This window comes from Mesorhizobium sp. P2_D1 (genome assembly GCF_056404455.1).
Genome location: NZ_JBFUDZ010000001.1, coordinates 361,086 through 377,351, shown reverse-complemented (window position 1 = coordinate 377,351; position 16,266 = coordinate 361,086). Strand labels below are relative to the sequence as shown.

At 64.0% G+C, this 16,266-nt stretch carries 18 protein-coding genes; 7 read left to right on the top strand and 11 right to left on the bottom strand.

What is annotated here, in order from left to right:
* Positions 1-185: 185 nt before the first annotated feature.
* Positions 186-986 (bottom strand): helix-turn-helix domain-containing protein, encoded by an 801-nt coding sequence (locus AC1D0I_RS01845; RefSeq protein WP_477392684.1) that lies wholly within the window; start codon positions 984-986, stop codon positions 186-188.
* Positions 987-1,099: 113 nt separating this feature from the next.
* Here AC1D0I_RS01845 and AC1D0I_RS01840 point away from each other — a divergent pair, with 113 nt between their 5' ends.
* The 4 genes from AC1D0I_RS01840 (at position 1,100) to AC1D0I_RS01825 (ending at position 4,115) form a co-directional block, all read left to right on the top strand.
* On the top strand, positions 1,100-1,954 hold the full coding sequence (locus AC1D0I_RS01840; RefSeq protein ID WP_477392682.1) for an SMP-30/gluconolactonase/LRE family protein: 855 nt from the start codon (positions 1,100-1,102) through the stop codon (positions 1,952-1,954).
* A gap of 92 nt (positions 1,955-2,046) precedes the next feature.
* Positions 2,047-2,427, top strand: a complete 381-nt coding sequence (locus AC1D0I_RS01835; protein WP_477392680.1) for a nuclear transport factor 2 family protein — start codon at positions 2,047-2,049, stop codon at positions 2,425-2,427.
* Between the two features lie 18 nt (positions 2,428-2,445).
* Positions 2,446-3,045, top strand: a complete 600-nt coding sequence (locus AC1D0I_RS01830; protein WP_477392678.1) for a DNA-3-methyladenine glycosylase — start codon at positions 2,446-2,448, stop codon at positions 3,043-3,045.
* A gap of 143 nt (positions 3,046-3,188) precedes the next feature.
* The gene (locus AC1D0I_RS01825) at positions 3,189-4,115 is read left to right on the top strand and encodes a DMT family transporter (RefSeq protein WP_477392677.1); all 927 of its coding nucleotides are present in this window, start codon (positions 3,189-3,191) and stop codon (positions 4,113-4,115) included.
* A 12-nt stretch (positions 4,116-4,127) separates the two neighbouring features.
* Here AC1D0I_RS01825 and AC1D0I_RS01820 read toward each other — a convergent pair whose 3' ends face one another.
* The 3 genes from AC1D0I_RS01820 to AC1D0I_RS01810 all read right to left on the bottom strand — a co-directional run bounded on the left by AC1D0I_RS01820 (position 4,128) and on the right by AC1D0I_RS01810 (position 6,961).
* Positions 4,128-4,607, bottom strand: coding sequence for a VOC family protein (locus AC1D0I_RS01820; protein ID WP_477392831.1), 480 nt, complete (start codon positions 4,605-4,607; stop codon positions 4,128-4,130).
* A gap of 178 nt (positions 4,608-4,785) precedes the next feature.
* Positions 4,786-5,934, bottom strand: a complete 1,149-nt coding sequence (locus AC1D0I_RS01815; protein WP_477392675.1) for an amidohydrolase — start codon at positions 5,932-5,934, stop codon at positions 4,786-4,788.
* A gap of 130 nt (positions 5,935-6,064) precedes the next feature.
* The gene (locus AC1D0I_RS01810) at positions 6,065-6,961 is read right to left on the bottom strand and encodes an aminoglycoside phosphotransferase family protein (protein WP_477392673.1); all 897 of its coding nucleotides are present in this window, start codon (positions 6,959-6,961) and stop codon (positions 6,065-6,067) included.
* 462 nt (positions 6,962-7,423) lie between these two features.
* On the opposite strand from AC1D0I_RS01810, the gene AC1D0I_RS01805 reads away from it, so the two are divergent.
* Positions 7,424-7,843 carry a DOPA 4,5-dioxygenase family protein gene (locus AC1D0I_RS01805; protein ID WP_477392671.1) on the top strand — a complete coding sequence of 140 codons (420 nt, stop codon included), beginning with the start codon at positions 7,424-7,426 and terminating at the stop codon, positions 7,841-7,843.
* Here the strand turns inward: AC1D0I_RS01805 and AC1D0I_RS01800 are convergent.
* The 7 genes from AC1D0I_RS01800 to AC1D0I_RS01770 all read right to left on the bottom strand — a co-directional run bounded on the left by AC1D0I_RS01800 (position 7,840) and on the right by AC1D0I_RS01770 (position 13,969).
* Entirely contained in the window at positions 7,840-9,105 is a 1,266-nt protein-coding gene (locus tag AC1D0I_RS01800; protein WP_477392669.1) for an RNA polymerase sigma factor, read from the bottom strand. The genes AC1D0I_RS01805 and AC1D0I_RS01800 overlap by 4 nt on opposite strands.
* A gap of 117 nt (positions 9,106-9,222) precedes the next feature.
* On the bottom strand, positions 9,223-9,594 hold the full coding sequence (locus AC1D0I_RS01795) for a YciI family protein (protein WP_477224830.1): 372 nt from the start codon (positions 9,592-9,594) through the stop codon (positions 9,223-9,225).
* A gap of 253 nt (positions 9,595-9,847) precedes the next feature.
* Complete coding sequence (locus tag AC1D0I_RS01790; protein ID WP_477392667.1) at positions 9,848-10,171, bottom strand: GNAT family N-acetyltransferase; 324 nt, start codon at positions 10,169-10,171, stop codon at positions 9,848-9,850.
* A 345-nt stretch (positions 10,172-10,516) separates the two neighbouring features.
* Entirely contained in the window at positions 10,517-12,262 is a 1,746-nt protein-coding gene (locus AC1D0I_RS01785; protein ID WP_477392665.1) for a SulP family inorganic anion transporter, read from the bottom strand.
* A 67-nt stretch (positions 12,263-12,329) separates the two neighbouring features.
* A complete protein-coding gene (locus tag AC1D0I_RS01780) occupies positions 12,330-12,608 on the bottom strand; it encodes a helix-turn-helix domain-containing protein (RefSeq protein WP_477392663.1) in 279 nt (92 codons plus the stop codon).
* Positions 12,609-12,893: 285 nt separating this feature from the next.
* The gene (locus AC1D0I_RS01775; protein ID WP_477392661.1) at positions 12,894-13,613 is read right to left on the bottom strand and encodes a phosphatase PAP2 family protein; all 720 of its coding nucleotides are present in this window, start codon (positions 13,611-13,613) and stop codon (positions 12,894-12,896) included.
* 14 nt (positions 13,614-13,627) lie between these two features.
* Positions 13,628-13,969: a hypothetical protein gene (locus AC1D0I_RS01770; protein ID WP_095083841.1), complete on the bottom strand. Its 342-nt coding sequence runs from the start codon at positions 13,967-13,969 to the stop codon at positions 13,628-13,630.
* Between the two features lie 169 nt (positions 13,970-14,138).
* On the opposite strand from AC1D0I_RS01770, the gene AC1D0I_RS01765 reads away from it, so the two are divergent.
* A complete protein-coding gene (locus AC1D0I_RS01765; RefSeq protein ID WP_477392660.1) occupies positions 14,139-15,530 on the top strand; it encodes a sensor histidine kinase in 1,392 nt (463 codons plus the stop codon).
* A complete protein-coding gene (locus AC1D0I_RS01760) occupies positions 15,527-16,189 on the top strand; it encodes a response regulator (RefSeq protein WP_477392658.1) in 663 nt (220 codons plus the stop codon). Before AC1D0I_RS01765 ends, AC1D0I_RS01760 begins: the two co-directional genes overlap by 4 nt.
* The last annotated feature ends 77 nt before the right edge of the window (positions 16,190-16,266 follow it).

Here is a 16,266-nt window from a genome sequence, read left to right as displayed (position 1 = left end):
ACAGGCGGAAGCTCCCTGTTCAGGTCACCAAAAAACCGCAGCGCCCGGCGTTATTCTCTGCATGGATGCGTTCGGCCGGCGCTGGGCGGCATGGCGGAACGCTTGGCTGCAGAGGGCTATACCGTGTTGGTGCCGGATCTGTTCTATCCCAACGCGCCCTATCCTGCTCGGGATGATTGGCCGTGTCAGGCCGGTAACGGGCGGCGTCCCTTTGCAGGGGCGGCGGGCCGATCGAACGCTCCGGCATCGCGCGGATGCGGCCCAATCGGCATGATCGCCGGAAACGGTGTTGCACCAAACGCGAACGTCCATTTGTAGCCGACCAATCCATCCTCCGGCGTGGTGTGCTGGTCGTGGTGGGCAAGCAATTTGACACGCCCGGCGAGCTCCTCCGCCTCGCGCCGCACCATCTCCGCCGTCTCCGGCCGCATCCGCCTGGAGAAGCTGACGAAGGTCGCTTCGTTGTCGATATGGGTGATGGCCCAGCCGATGAAATTCTTGTTGGTCATCTCGAACAGCGGCCTCAGCGGCCCTTCGAAATTCCACTGGATCGGCGTCTCGACCAGCAATCTTGCCGTGAGACCCCGGCCGAGCGCGATCAGGCCGAGCTCCTCCAGATCGCGCAGATAGAGGAACATCGAGGCCTCGCTCAGGCCTTGCGAGCGCATGATGCCTTCGGGGGTGAATTTTTCCGACAGCATGACGAAGATGAACAGCAGCGCCGGCCGGCCGGCGAGCTTGCGCTCGATGTCCGGCGCGATGTGGTTGACCTGCCCCGGCCCGCGGTTCATCGAGCCGAGTACGTTTTCCAGTTCGACCCCGGCTGCCGTGCAGATCTCCATCAGCCGGTCGAGCTTGCAGTTGCGCTCGTGGAAGATACGCTTCACCGTCGGCTCGGAAACGCCCATGCGTTCGGCAAGCTGGCGATAGGTGACGCCTTTGGCCTTCAGCGTCCGCTTCAGCGCCTCGAAGATCAGACCGTTCATCGGATGCACCTCTTGCCGGCAGTTTGGTATCGATTTACGATACTAGCGGTAATCGGCCTTTTCTGAAAGTATCGAAAACCGTAGCTCTTCCCCGTCATCACAGGAGAGCACTCATGAACCGCTTCATCCCCCTTTTCGCAGTCATCGGCATCATGGCAGCACCCGCCGCCCAGGCTGGCGAGCTCTGGCGCGCGACAGGCCTCGAACAGCCGGAATCGGCGCTGTTCGACGCCGCCAACAACCGCATCATCGTCTCCAACATCGTCGGCAATCCCGGCGATGCCGACGGCAATGGCTATCTCTCGGTGCTGTCCAGCGACGGCAAGACGATCACCCAGCACTGGACCGACGGCATGGACGCCCCCAAGGGCATGGCGATATCGGGCGGCAAGCTCTATGTCGCCGACATCACCAAGGTCCGCGTCGTCGATCTCGCCAGCGGCAAACTGGTTTCGAGCATCACGGTGCCGAATGCGGTCTTCCTCAACGACATGACATCGGACCGATCCGGCAAGGTCTATGTCACCGACATGCTGGCCGACGCTATCTACCGCATCGACGGCGGACGGCCGGAGCTGTTCGTCAGGGATGCGGCGCTGGCTTCGCCCAACGGCGTCTTCGCCGACGGCAACCGGCTGATCGTCGCCTCCTGGGGCAAGGGCATCAAGCCCGATTTCAGCACGGTGGAGCCGGGCGGCCTGCTTTCGGTCGATCTCGCCAGCAAGGTGGTTTCGCCCCTGCCAGGCGCGCAGAAATTCGCCGATCTCGACGGCGTCATCGCCATCGGCGACACCATCTACGCCACCGCCTACATGACCGGCACGCTCTACCGCTACCGTGCCGGCGCCGCGCCGGAAGTGGTGGCGCATTTCAAGCCCGGCAGCGCCGACATCGGCACCGACGGCAAGTCGACCATTTTCGTGCCGCTGATGAACGAGGGCGAAGTGGCCGCGCTGACACTCGACTGAGGGCTCTCTTCCGGCATTGTTAGCCGGCTCGTCCCGACTTCCAGGCTGGCGTATGGTACGCTGGCCCGGCATAGGCGGCGAAGGAGGTTGATATGGAAGACGGGGAGATTCGCGCGGCTCTGGATCGCCATTGGGCCGCCTCCGATGCGAGCGATTTCGAGGCCGAGCACGAGATTTATCGCGAGGATGCGGTGCTCGACTATCCGCAATCGGGCGAGCGCATCCGCGGGCGGCAGAACATCCAATCGTCCCGCGCCGTGCAGCCGAACCGGAAGCGCTTCACGGTGCGTCGGATCGCCGGCGCGGGCGACCTCTGGGTCACTGAATATGTCCTGGCCTATGACGGGCGGCCGTCCTACACGGTGAGCATCATGGAGTTCCTCGATGGCAAGGTGGCCCGCGAGACGCAGTATTTCGGCGATCCATTCGAGCCGGGGCCCTCGCGCGCGCAATGGGTCGAGCGGATCCCCTGAAACGAGGCCGCGATAAGGATGGTCATTCGTCCACTCGCCCGCCCGGAGCTGCCGAACGATACGCCCGCTCTCGCCCGCTATCTCATTGGCAAAATGGTGGTGCGAGAATTGCCGGAAGGCGTCGCCAGCGGCCGCATTGTCGAGACCGAGGCCTATGTCGTCGGCGATGCCGCCGGGCATGGCTATCGGGGAATGACCCCGCGCAACCGCTCGCTGTTTCTCGAGCCCGGCCACGCCTATGTCTATGTCGCCTACGGCATCTCATACATGCTGAACGTCTCTAGCGACGTGCCTGGGATCGGGACCGGCGTCCTGATCCGGGCGCTCGAGCCGCTCGAAGGCATCGCCATCATGCGGCTCAATCGCGGCATCGAGCGCTTGCGCGACCTGGCGCGAGGACCGGGAAGGCTTGCCACGGCGTTGCGGATCGATCGTTCGCTCGACGGGCTCGATCTTTGCCGGCAAGGCCCGCTGTGGCTCGGACATGGTGAGGACGACGAGCCCGACGAAATCGGGCAGAGCACCAGGATCGGCATTTCGCGGGACGCGAGCCGCCTGCTGCGATTTTACGTCAGGGGGAGCCCGTTCGTCAGCGGGCCGAGATCGCTCAACGAATAAGGGGCCACACCGGCCTCCTGAAGGCCGGCAGGATCCGAACCCCCGTTCGCGTTAGCGAACGCACCCATCCCTGCGGATTGGACCGCCATATCGACGGGGCTGCCATCTGGTGCTGCCGTTCGCTCCGGGATATCCGGCTGCACATGAGTGAAGCCGTCAAGACATCCAGCCTGGCCGGCACCGTTTCCCCGATGACCCCGGTGCTGGTATGCGCGTTCGCGATCTTCCTGCTGTCGGGGATGGACGCGGCGATGAAGACGCTGGTTATCGCCGTCGGCGTCTACAACACCGTGCTGTGGCGCAGCATGGTCGCGACTGTCGTCGCCGGTGCAGCCTGGTCTGCAGGGGCGCGCTCAAAGCCAACCCTTGCGGTGCTGCGGCTGCATGCGCTGCGTGCCGTGGTCGTCGGCATCGTCCTGATATGCTTCTTTTGGGGTCTGGCCAGGCTGCCGCTGGCGGAGGCGATCGGGCTCAGCTTCATCGCGCCCCTGTTCGCCCTCTTCCTCGCCGCATTGTTGCTGGGCGAGCGAATCCGGCGGCAGACGATATGGGCATCGCTGGCCGGCATCGCCGGCGTCGCGATCATAATGGCCGGCCAGTTCGGGCGGGAAAGCTATTCGCACGATGCCATGCTGGGCACGGCGGCGGTGCTCGTATCGACGGTGTTCTACGGCTACAATCTGATCCTGGCTCGGCAGCAGGCGCAGTTGGCCAAGCCAATCGAGATCATGTTGTTCCAGAACCTTTGCGTGGCCATCATTCTGGGCCTCGCCGCGCCGTGGTTGGCGGTGGCGCTGCCGACCAATCTTTGGCTTCCCCTGGCCGGGGTGACGGTGCTGTCGCTTGCCGGGCAATTCCTGATGAGTTGGTCCTACGCCCGCGCCGAAGCGCAATATCTGATCCCGACGGAATACTCAGCCTTCATCTGGGCCATCGCGCTTGGCTGGTTCTTCTTCGACGAGGCGGCGACCTGGACCACGCTGACCGGAGCATGCTTGATCGTCGCCGGATGCCTGATCGCGGCGCGCGCAAACCCAAAGCTTGCCGAACCGATCGAGGCGACAGTCTGACGGTGCCTGTCGTCAGCCGCGCCGCGCAGCCTCGATCGCGGCGACGTCGATTTTCTTCATGTCCATCATCGCATCAAAGGCGCGCTTTGCTTCATCGCCGCCGGCAGCCATCGCCTCGATCAGCGCGCGCGGCGTGATCTGCCAGGAGACACCCCATTTGTCCTTGCACCAGCCGCACGCGCTTTCCTGGCCGCCATTGCCGACGATGGCGTTCCAGTAGCGGTCGGTCTCATGCTGATCGTCGGTGGCGATCTGGAACGAGAAGGCTTCGTTGTGCCTGAACACCGGCCCGCCATTGAGGCCGAGGCAGGGGATGCCGGCGACCGTGAATTCGACCGTCAACACATCGCCCGCCTTGCCGGACGGATAGTCGCTGGGAGCACGATGGACGGCACTCACCGCGCTGTCGGGAAAAGTTTCGGCGTAGAAGCGGGCTGCAGCCTCGGCGTCTTTGTCGTACCATACGCAGATCGTGTTCTTGGCAATTGCCATTGCTTGTCCCTTTCCCTTTTGAAACCATTGCGGCCCGGTTTCCCACGCACCCCACGGCGATTCACAGTCAGCCTCGACGGTGCGAACACAGAATGCGCTCATGCCACCGGATGTTCCGCCCACGAAACGATGTTCCTGTGGACCGGGTTTTCTGCATTCGGGTCGACCGTGGCCGGCGTTAGCCAAGGAGGTTGCGCAGCGTCCGCATGAACACCTTCGACCCGATCGGGATCAGGTCGTCCGGAAAATCATAATCGGGATTGTGCAGCGCCGGGTGCCGTTCGCCCGCTCCAAGGAAGAACATCGCCGATGCCGCCTTGTGGCCGAACACGCCGAAATCTTCCGAGGCGCGCATCGGCAGGTTTTCCTCTCCGTGCGGGACGCCCTCCTCGTCGAGCGCTCGCCGCAGATGCTCCACCGCCTCCGGTGCGTTGACGCTGGCCACGAACACCTCATGATAGTCCCACCGGGGCGACAAACGATGCTCGGCGGCGATGCGAGTGACCAAGGCTTCCGCAGCGGCGCACAAATTTGCCATGCGATCGTCGCGCCGGGTGCGCAGCGTCGCCCAGATCTCGGCCTGGCCGGGCGCAATGCCGAACACGGCTTCGCCCATCTCGGCATGGGTGACGGTGACCATGCTGAAGTCGTCGTCGGCAAAGGTTCCGATGCCCAGCGCAGGCAGGGCCTGCATCAATTGGCTGATTGCCACCATGGGCGAGATGCCGGTCTCCGGCATCGACGAATGCGCCGTCTTCCCTTCCAGCACGATGCGCATGCCGCGCGAGGCACAGTTCACCACGCCGGTTTTGAGCCGGACCTCGCCGAGCGGCACGCCCGGCAGATTGTGCAATGAAAACGCGAAATTCGGCGCAATCGCGCCGAAGCGCGGATCGGCGACGACGCCGGCCGCGCCGTTGCCGGTTTCTTCCGCCGGCTGGAACATCAGCACGACACGGCCGCGAGCCGGCCTCTCGCGCCCCAGCTGACGGCCAAGCGCCGCCAGGATCGCGGTGTGTCCGTCATGGCCACACATATGCGACTTGCCAGGCACCAGCGATGCATGAGGCGCGCCCGAAAGTTCGTGGATCGGCAGCGCATCGAGTTCCGAGCGGAACAACAGCGTCGGTCCCGCCTCGCCGCTTTCGTAGACCGCCGCCACGCCGTGCCCGCCCAAGCCGGTCAGCACCTCGTCCGGTCCCGTATCGGCGAGGAAGTCGACGACCTCTTTGGCCGTCCTCTCCTCCTCATTCGAGATTTCCGGGCGCTGGTGCAGCTGGCGCCGCCATGCCGTGAGCTCGACGATGTCTCGATTGGTCAGGGTCACGTTGTCGGCCTCCGCTTGCGTTCTGCATAACACACGCAACGAAACTTCCGCCAAGCGACAAAGGCGGTCAATCCGGAGCCGGTTGTGCCAGAGCGAGTTCTGGAATGGCGCGCGCCCCGACTACCAGAGTTCAGGTGTCGGGATCATCGAGAATGCGAGAGATCGTACTGCGCCCCAGCGCACTCATGGCGGGGTTGGTGCGATGGTAATACCAGACGAGACCCATCGCCTGCTGGAATGCCCAAGCCGCACCACGCTGCCACCAAAGGTCCTCAACTTGAAGGCCCCACCGAAAGGTCGCCCTTCGCTCGCGGTCCAGAAGATGCCACGCGACGACCAAATCCAGCGACGGGTCGGCTGGTCCGAAACTGCCACCATCAAGCACTCCGACAAGACGCTCCCCCTGCACGAGAAGGTTTGGTGGGATAAGGTCCTTATGACTCATCACGACAGGCCCAGCGGATGGCAACTCGCGGAAGCGAGCCCACAAGTCGCGCAGGCGAGCCACGTCGAGAAGGCCCTCGCTGTTTTCAAAGCAAACATTCATCCAATTGTCATGATCGGAGAGATGTCCACCACGTCCTTGACCGTCGAAGCGTCGGCCCCGTGTGTCCGCTTTGCGCAACGATGCCACGAGGTGTGCAAGGTCCAGGGCGAACGTCGTCGATCCACTGAGCCCGTGCGGCGTGGCAACCTCGCCTTCGATCCACGTTTGCAATGCCCATGGCATTGGATAGTGAGGACCCGGCTCCCCGAGCCCAATCGGTTGAGGCGTCGGAAACAGGCAATGTTCTCCAATCTCGACCATGGCAGCGGCCTCCGACCGAAGCATATCGGCGCATTCGGCCGGACTCATCGCCCGCAGTGGGAACCGCGCAGTGCTCTTCGAGCCAATGCGGAAGATGGCATTGACGGTTCCCGACGATCGGACTGGGGTGATGTCCTCAAGACGATACTGGGGAAACTGATCGCGGATCATCTGGCGGGCGACATCGATGTCGATATCCACCTGATCGTCATGCATCATGAGTTCTCGTCCTGCCGAGCTCGGCATGAAGGGCAATAGTTTGGTGGTTTTAATGCACGGACCTATGTCCGCTTCCAAGTCTTCGCAGTCGATCCCAAAATGTCTGAAACGAGGCGCTTTTCAGACAGGCAGCCCAGGGTCGGGAACTTGCGGCTTCCGGTCCAGTCGCCCGGCCCGAAACAGGAAGCCGACCCCCGCCGCCGCCCAGTCACCATGGGCCAGGACCATCATGAAGTCCGCGCGGCGTATCGATACGCCTGTCATCGCACACCCCCAGTGAACCCGATGCTCGTCCCGCGTGCCGTCAACACCTAAGGGAAAAATCCTAGGCCCGATGTGCTATCCTGCGAGAAACAGACGACTGGACCGAACTCGAACAGACCCGCACCGGTTGCAGACAAGGCGCCCGTGCTTCGGGTACAATTCTGCCGGAAGCGACAATAATCGAAGGAGGCCATCGAGGTGAACGAAGACGCCGCCAGCCCAAGGCCGCTCGCGGAGATTGCCAGCTATCATGCCCACATCTACTACGACGGGCAAAGCGAGCGACAGCATGCCGAATGGCTGCGCCTTCGCATCGGGGAACGTTTCCGCGTACGCCTGGGCAATTGGCATGAACAGAAGGTTGGCCCGCATGATCAGGCAATGTACCAGGTCTCATTTGCGAGCGAGATTTTCGCCTCACTCGTCCCGTGGCTGATGCTGAATCATAGGGGGCTCAGCATACTCATCCACCCGAATACGACCAACCCCCGGCGCGACCATCTGGTCGATCCGGTTTGGATAGGCCGGCCTCTGGCCGTGAACGGCGATACTCTTCCGGACGATCATGAGGCGGAAGAGGCGCTGCCGCCCAACACCAATCCGTCTCTCTCGGCCTAGCTGTTCTCAGCGCAAGCGTCCGCGCGGGCGAGGAGAAAGGCGGCTTCCCGCATGTTGCGGGTAAGCGTGGCCGCGGTCTCGAATTCGGAGCGGGCCTCGGCCAGCCGGCCGGCCCGAAACAGGAAGTCGCCCCGCGCCGCCGGCAGTGGCGCATAGTTGCGCAGCGCGGCGGCGTCGGCAATCTCGTCCACCAGCCGCAGGCCGGCTTCGGGCCCGAAGGCCATGCTGTGGGCGATCGCTCGATTGAGATCGACCACCGGTGAGGGCATCACGGCCCGCAGCCGGTCGTAGAGCGCTGCAATGCGGGGCCAGTCGGTATCGGCCGGGCTGCGCGCGCGCGCATGGCAGGCCGCGAGTGCGGCTTGCAGTGCATAGGGGCCATCGCCCCCGAGCGCCTCGGCGCGAGCCAGCGCGTCAAGGCCCCGGCGGATCAGCAATTGGTCCCAGCGTGCGCGATCCTGCTCGGTCAGCGGCACCAGGGCACCGTCCGGGCCAATGCGTGCCGGCAGGCGCGATGCCTGGATTTCCATCAGGGCCAGCAGGCCGAACACTTCGGCATCCTCGGGCATCAGCCCCGCCAGCATGCGGCCCAGCCGTTGCGCTTCCCGGCACAGGCCCGGCCGTACAAGATCGTCGCCCACCGTGGCGGCATAACCTTCATTGAAGATGAGGTAGACGACCTCCAGCACCGAGGAGAGCCGCGCCGTGCGTTCGGCGCCGCGCGGCACCTCGAAACTCAATCCGGCCTTGCCGATCGTCCTCTTGGCGCGGACGATGCGCTGGGCGATCGTCGCCTCAGTCGAGAGGAAGGCACGGGCGATCTCGTCCGTCGTCAGACCGCCGATGACACGCAGCGTGAGCGCGGCGCGGGCGTCGGCCGAAAGCACGGGATGGCAGGCCGTGAAAATGAGGCCAAGCAATTCGTCGCCTAGATCGTCGTTCATGGCCGCTTCGATCATCCCGGGCGTGTCGTCGACCTCGCCGTCCAGCTCGCGCGCGATCTCCTCATGCTTGCGCGCGCGCATCTTGTCGCGACGGATCGCGTCGATGGCGCGGCGCTTGGCCACCGTCATCAGCCAGGCACCGGGATTGGCCGGGACACCGGTCCCCGGCCATTGCGACAGGGCAATGACCAGGGCGTCCTGCGCCAGTTCCTCAGCACGGTCGACATTGCGCACGACGCGGGCCAGACCCGCGATGAGCCGGGCCCTTTCAATGCGAAAAATCGCTTCGATCGCCTGGTGCGTCTCGCCTGCTGTCATGCCGCCGCATTGTCGGCCAAAGTCACAAGGCAGGCAAGCAGGCTACGGCCGACAGTCGCTGGTGCCGCAGAGCTTCGCGTGGGTCCGGTCATGAATTTCCATGACCTCCGGCGTCAGCTACTCCTGCCAATCAGCCATCTCGTACAGCGGCCGGATTTCGATCTCGCTCGGTCCCGGCATGGGATTGGGGCAGCGCTTCACCCAGGCCACCGCCTCGTCCATGTCCTTGACTTCCCAAAGCCAGAAGCCGGCGACCAGCTCGCGGGTCTCGGCGAAAGGCCCGTCGATGACCCTGCGGCCGGGACCATCGAACGCAATACGCTTGCCTTCCGAGGAGGGTTTGAGGCCATCGGCGGTGAGCAGGATGCCGGCATTGCGCAGCTCATCATTGTACCTGCCCATCGCCTCCATCATCGCCGTCGTCTCGGGCGTGGGGACAAAGCCCTTTTCGCTGTCTTCGGTCGCCTTCACGAACACCATCACACGCATCGCCTGTCTCCTGTTTTGAGCCGGCCTCATCGGCCTCGCATCGAAACGACGAACGGGGTTTACGGAAATCGACATCGTCCCGCAAATTTCTTCGACGGTTGCCGCGTAGGGCGCAGAGCCGCCTCCAGGCCCGGGATCGCGATGGCGCTACGACCGAGATGCGGCGCGTAGGGAACAGCCAATACTGCACATAGGAAGTCGGCAATGGTCAAAAGCCAAAAGCGGACAGCCCGAAGAGAATGGTTGCGAACCGCTAGCCCCCCAGGCCTGACTCGGCAGGTCGCGATACATACTCCGGAAACTCCGCGGCGCCTCGGCTCAGGGCCTTCACCATGAGAAGACCGTCATCAAAGAAGCCGTTTCGAACGTAAAACTGGTGCGTGGGTTCCTTGCCAAGCACCATGGCGATACGAAAGACAGCGCATCCAATCCGCTCGCCCTCCGCCTCGATCCACGCCATCAGCCTGCTGCCCGTGCCAAGGCGGCGCAGCGTCGTGTCGACCACTACATGGTCGGCTTCGATGTACTTCCCGCACCAGAGCTGAATGCCCGTCCAGAAGCCGGAGACACCCACCATCCGATCGCCGACATAGGCCGCGATACAGCGGTGTTGCCCTGCGCGAGCATTGCCGAGAGCCGTTTCCGAAACGCTGCTTCGTCCAGGTGCGAGTGGCTCAGCCTGTACACCGGATAGATCGAGAGCATCTCATCGAGCCCATTGAGTTCACGAATAACCACCTCGTCGGCCACGACAGCCCTCCTCCCCTGTCGTTCCACTCTGTGTTCGATCCCGGCGGCGGTCCAGTGGGATCTTCCAAATCGGGGATTGGGCCAGTGGCCGCTTCGGGTCAAAAACGGGGCCTGGCGATCGGCGCTGACGGCGGACAAGTTTCAACTGACCAAGTGGCTCCCGGCCGGCAAATCACGACCACGACTGCGTCTCTCGTTTCCCGTTCAGCTGCGCCCGCGCGTCGCGGATCGAGGCGGCATAGGTCACCAGCGGCCGCTTGACGCCGTGGTTGATCAGTATTCGCCGTGTCTGCGGCGAGGCGCCCGATATGATGAAGCGGACACCGGCGCGCCTGGCCTTGTGGGCGGCGCCCTCGATGACATTGGCCGCGGTCGAATCGAGGAACGGCACGGCCGAGCAGTCGAGGATGAAATTCTTGCGCTGGTCGGCGATGCGGTCGAGAACGGTGCCGACAGTCGATGCGGCGCCGAAGAAGAAGGCGCCCGAGATGCGGTAGACGACGGTGTCGACGTCGCTTGCCTCGCTGGCATCATAGGCACTGCCGCTGCTGTCGGCGACATCCTCCTGCACCAGGGGCAAGTCCGCCTCGACCGCGATCGACTTGGCCATACGGTCGATGAACAGGATCGACCCCAGCACGAAGCCGACGACGATGCCCTCGGTCAAGTCGCGGAAGACGACGAGCAGGAAGGTCACCATCAGCACCAGCGCGTCGCCGCGCGACGCGCGCAGCAGCGTGGCGAAAGCCTGCTTCTCGAACATGTTCCAGCACACCACCGCCAGAACGCCGGCAAGGGCGGCAAGCGGGATGTAGCTGGCGAGCGGCGCGGCCACCAGCATCAGCGCAAGCAGGATGGCGGAGTGGATCATGCCAGAAATCGGTCCATGCGCGCCGGCCCGCACATTGGTCGCCGTGCGGGCAATGGTGCCGGTGGCGCAGATGCCGCCAAACAGGGCCGAGGCGATGTTGGCGAAGCCTTGCGCCACCAGCTCACAGTTGGAACGGTGCCGCCGCCCGGTCATGCCGTCGGCGACGACCGCCGACAGCAGCGATTCGATCGCGCCGAGCAAGGCAAAGGCTATGGCATCCGGCAGCACGTCAATCATCCTGCCCAGGCTGACCGGCGGCAAGGCAGGCATTTGCAGGCTGCGTGGGATGCCGCCGAAGCGGGTGCCTATCGTCTCCGCTGGCAGCGCAAACAGCGCCACGACCAGCGACGCCAGGCCGATGGCGATGAGCATGGCGGGCCATGTCGGCCGCCAGCGCTTCAGGCCGGCGATGGTGACGATGGTCAACACCGCCACGAAGGTCGCGGCGAGGTTGATGGTGCCGGCCGCCTCACCGATCGCCATCAGCTTCGGCACCAGCGGTCCAGGCTCCTTGCCGGTAAGTTTCAGTCCGAACAGTTCGACGATCTGTCCTGAAAAGATGATGACGGCGATGCCAGCGGTGAAGCCGACCGTCACTGGATAGGGGATGAACTTGATGTAGGTGCCGAGGCGGAGATAGCCGATGGCGAGCAGGAAAACGCCGGCCATCATGGTCGCCAGCAACAGCCCGTCGACGCCGACCCGGGCCACCGTTGCTGCCACCAGCACGATGAAGGCGCCGGCGGGCCCACCGATCTGGAAGCGGCTGCCGCCGAGCGCCGAAATGATGAAACCGCCGATGATCGAGGTATAGAGGCCGCGCTCCGGCGTCACGCCCGAGGCGATCGCGATCGCCATCGACAGCGGCAACGCGACGATGGCGACGGTCAGGCCGGACATGAAGTCGGCCTTGAACTGCGGCAGATGGTAGCCCTCGCGCCAGACCGTCACCAGCTTTGGCGTGAACAATTCGGAAAATGTCGGCTTTGCCGACCCTTGGGCCGACTTCTGGCCGGGTTGATGCACTGCCTGCTGCGCCTGATACATGGACTGGTTTCCGCTCCAGAAGGCGGCGGGATCGTCGGCAGGACTGTCGGCGGTCGCCGTCGCGACTTTATGCCGGCTCAGCCTTCGGATCCGGCAGCACGACAGGCTTGAGGCGCACGCCCCTGCCGCCGCGCTCGCTGGTCTGGTTCTCGCCGATCAGCTCCACCCCGGCCTCATCGAGAGCCTGGATGACCTTCATCAGCGTATCGACCACGCCCCTGACCACGCCGTCGCTCGCCTCCATCCGCTGGATGGTCGGAAGCGAAACCCCGGCGCGTTCGGCGAGCGACTTCTGATCGATGCCGGCCAGCGCCCTTGCGGCGCGCATCTGCGCGGCAGTGATCATCGGCCGAAATCCCCGTCTGAGTCTGCGGCTATAGCGTATAATACCATCATTGTGATGTTTCAAGCATCAACATGAATGTCTGAGACGTAATCGCCTGTTTGTCCATTTTGTCAGATACTTCCCGGGGACTTCGAGCTAGGGTGTTCCATCTGGGGCAGGGGGTAGCGCGGTTGAATCTTTTCAGGAGCTTCATGACATCGGCATGCTTGCTGTCGGTGGTTCTTTTGCTGGCAGGCTGTGGGCATGGGCTGATCAACCGACTGATTTGATTTCTGCTCGGGGCCGTCAATCTGCAATTTCGCTTTCGTCGTTCAGGGGCCGTCCGCGTCCCCGCTGCAACGCGCGGGCCGTCAACCAGCATAGCATTGCCCAGGCGAAGCCGGCGCACCAGCCGGCCAGCACATCCGACGGCCAGTGGACGCCGAGATAGATGCGGCTGACGCCGACCAGCAGCGTCACCAGCACGGCGAGCGACAACACATAGATCTTCGTCACCCTTCCCGGCAGGAAACTCGCCGCCAGCGAGCCGAGCGTCAGATAGGTCACCGCCGACAGCATGGCGTGACCGCTCGGAAAGGACAGCGAAGTCTCGTTGACCAGATGCGAAACGAGTTCGGGCCGCGGCCGGTCGACGCCGACTTTGAGCAGGCTCGACAGCACCTGGCCGCCCGCCACCGCGACGAAGATGAGCAGCGCCGTTGCCGGACGGCGGATCAACAACAGATAGACGATCGTCGCCGCCGTGATCAGCACCAGCACGGCCGAGCTGCCGAGGCTGGTGATATCGCGCATGGCGCCTTCCAGCCAAAGCGGGCCGATCGGCACACCCGGCTGGCCCGGCTGGCGGAAGGCGAGCAGGATTTCGGTGTCGAAGGCGTGCGGCGTGGTGGCCCGCGCCACCTCCATCAACTCCTCGAACCCCCACAGGCAGCCGGCGACGACCAGGCCGGCCAGCAGCACCGGGAATTCGACCCGGTTCAGCAGCGCATTGGCGGCGTTCTTCATCGGCAACTGGCCCGTTACAACCGCCCTTGCAGATAGGGTCCGAGCGTGATCAGCGCCACGGCGGCGATCGCCAGCACGATGCCGGTCGCCTGCAGCGTGTTGACGCGCTCGCCGAAGAACATCAGGGCGACGACATTCACCGAGACCAGCTGGATGACGGCCGAGAGGCTGAACGACACCGACATGCCGAATTCGCGGATCAGCCGCAGCATGACCAGATTGCCCAGCGAATAGAGCGCCAGCGTCAGCAGGATCTTGCCCAGGCTCGGCGCCATGCCCCACTGCTTGGCCGCCATCGCCGCCAGCAGAAAGATCACCGTCGAAAAGCCAAGCTGCAGCAACCCCGAAAAACTCAACGTCCTGTCCCCTCTCGAAGCGGATCGCGCCGCGTGTATCGCGGACTTGTTTCCGAAGCGCGCCGGGACGTCAAGCGACGTTGATCAAACGAAGGCCTTGGCAACGGCAAGATCGAAGCTCAAAGTGCCGGTATCGCCCAGGCTGTCGATTGAAGGGCGGTCGGGGGCCATGATTCGCATTCTGCAAAACTTGTTGCGACGCTGGAGCGAGCTTTCTCTCGCGTTGCAATTCCTCGTTGCCGGCGGCTTTGGCCTTCTGGCCGTCATGCTGGTGGTGGGCGCCTGGGTGACGACACAGATCCGGGACGGCGTCATCCGTAATTCGGCTGCCACGACGGCGCTCTATGTCGACAGCGTGATTGCGCCGCTGCTGCCCGACCTGCGCAAGAGCCAGGAACTCAGCGATAGCGTCAAACAAGCGCTCGATGAGACGCTCGGCCAGGGCGCGCTCGGCAAGCGCATCGTATCGTTCAGGCTCTGGCGCCGTGACGGCACGGTTCTCTATGCGAAGGAGGCGGGTTTGATCGGCCACCGCTTCGATCTGAGCCCCGGTTTGCGTTCCGCCTTCGAGGGCAATGTCGTCGCCCAGTTCGATACGTTCGACGAGAACGAAAGCCAGGCGGAGGCGATCGGCCTGCCATTGCTCGAGATCTACAATCCCGTGCGCGAACCGTGGTCCGGCGAAGTGGTGGCCGTCACAGAATTCTATGAGGTCGCCGACGACTTCAAGACCACCCTGGCTTCCGCTCTGCTGTCTAGCTGGCTGATCGTGGCCGGCGCGACCCTGGCGGCATTTGTGCTCCTGTCCGGCATCGTCCTGCGCGGCAGCCGCACCATCGACGACCAGCGCGGGGCGCTGCGTCGCCAGGTGTCGGAGCTGCAGGGCCTGGTGGCGCAAAACAACGCCTTGCGGGTTCGCGTGCAGCGGGCGTCCCGCCGTGCCACCGCGCTCAACGAAAGATACCTGCGCCGCATCGGCGCCGACCTGCATGACGGTCCGGCCCAACTCGTCGCGCTGGCGGCGCTGCGCATGGACAGTCCGGTATTTTCCGGCGACGGCCATTCGAGCGAAAGCCGCTCGACCGAGGTTGCGATGATCCGCAAGACGCTGGAGGATGCGATGCGCGAAATACGCGGTATCTGCACTGGCCTCGTCCTGCCGCAGATCGAGACGGCAGCCACAACGGACATCCTGCGGCTGGCCGTCAACGAACACGAGATGAGGACGGGAACGTCGGTTACACTCACGCTGGCCGGACACTTGCCAGAGCCCGGCGCCTCCGAGAAGATCAGCATCTATCGTTTCGTGCAGGAAGGGTTGAACAATGCCTATCGCCACGGGCGAGGCAAGGATCAGGCGGTGAGTGCGGGGATGAAAGGCAGCAGGCTTTTCGTTGAAGTCTCGGACGGCGGGCCGGGCTTCGATCCGGCACGCGTCGAGGGTCTCGGGCTCGCCGGGCTTAGAGAGCGGGTCGAAAGCATTGGCGGCCAGTTTGAAACCCTGACCGGGCCGCACGGCACGCGATTGGTGATCCGCCTATCGGTCGAGGAGCAAGCATGATCGGCGCCATTCGCATTGCCATTATCGACGACCATCCCCTCTTTCGCGAGGGCGTGACGCGCAGCCTGACGGAAATCGGCGGCTTCGAGATGGTTGGCGAGGGCGCCACGGCGCAGGATGCCGAGCGCATCGTCTCGACCGTACGGCCGGACATTCTGCTGCTCGATATCTCCATGCCGGGCGGCGGTCTGACCGCGGTTGCAAGCATCCTCTCCAGCCATCCCGCCCAGAAGATCGTCATGTTGACCGTTTCGGAGGCCAATGCCGACGTGACCAGGGCCCTGAACGCCGGGGTGCGTGGCTATGTCCTCAAGGGTGTCGGGTCGCGCGCGCTCGCAGACATCCTGCACAGCGTGGCGGCCGGGGAAAGCTATCTTTCGCCGACGCTGTCAGCCCGCCTGCTTTCGGATCTCCAGTCCCTGCAGCCGACCGACGGCATAGTGGACCGGCTGCGGCAACTCACCGAGCGACAGGCAGAAATTCTGCGACTGGTGGCGGAGGGCCTAAGCAACAAGGAAGTTGCCTTGCGGCTGGAGCTGCAGGAGAAGACCGTCAAGCATCACATGACCGGCGTGCTGTCGAAGCTCAATGTGCGAAACCGCACCGAAGCAGCCTTGATGATGCGTGAGTCGCGCGACCGGGACCGGAACCATTCGTAGAGGCTTCGGCCATCTCGAGAGCGGCTCACCGTTTCACGGAAACGCCGAACAGCTCTATCAGGCGCGCTTTAAGTCTT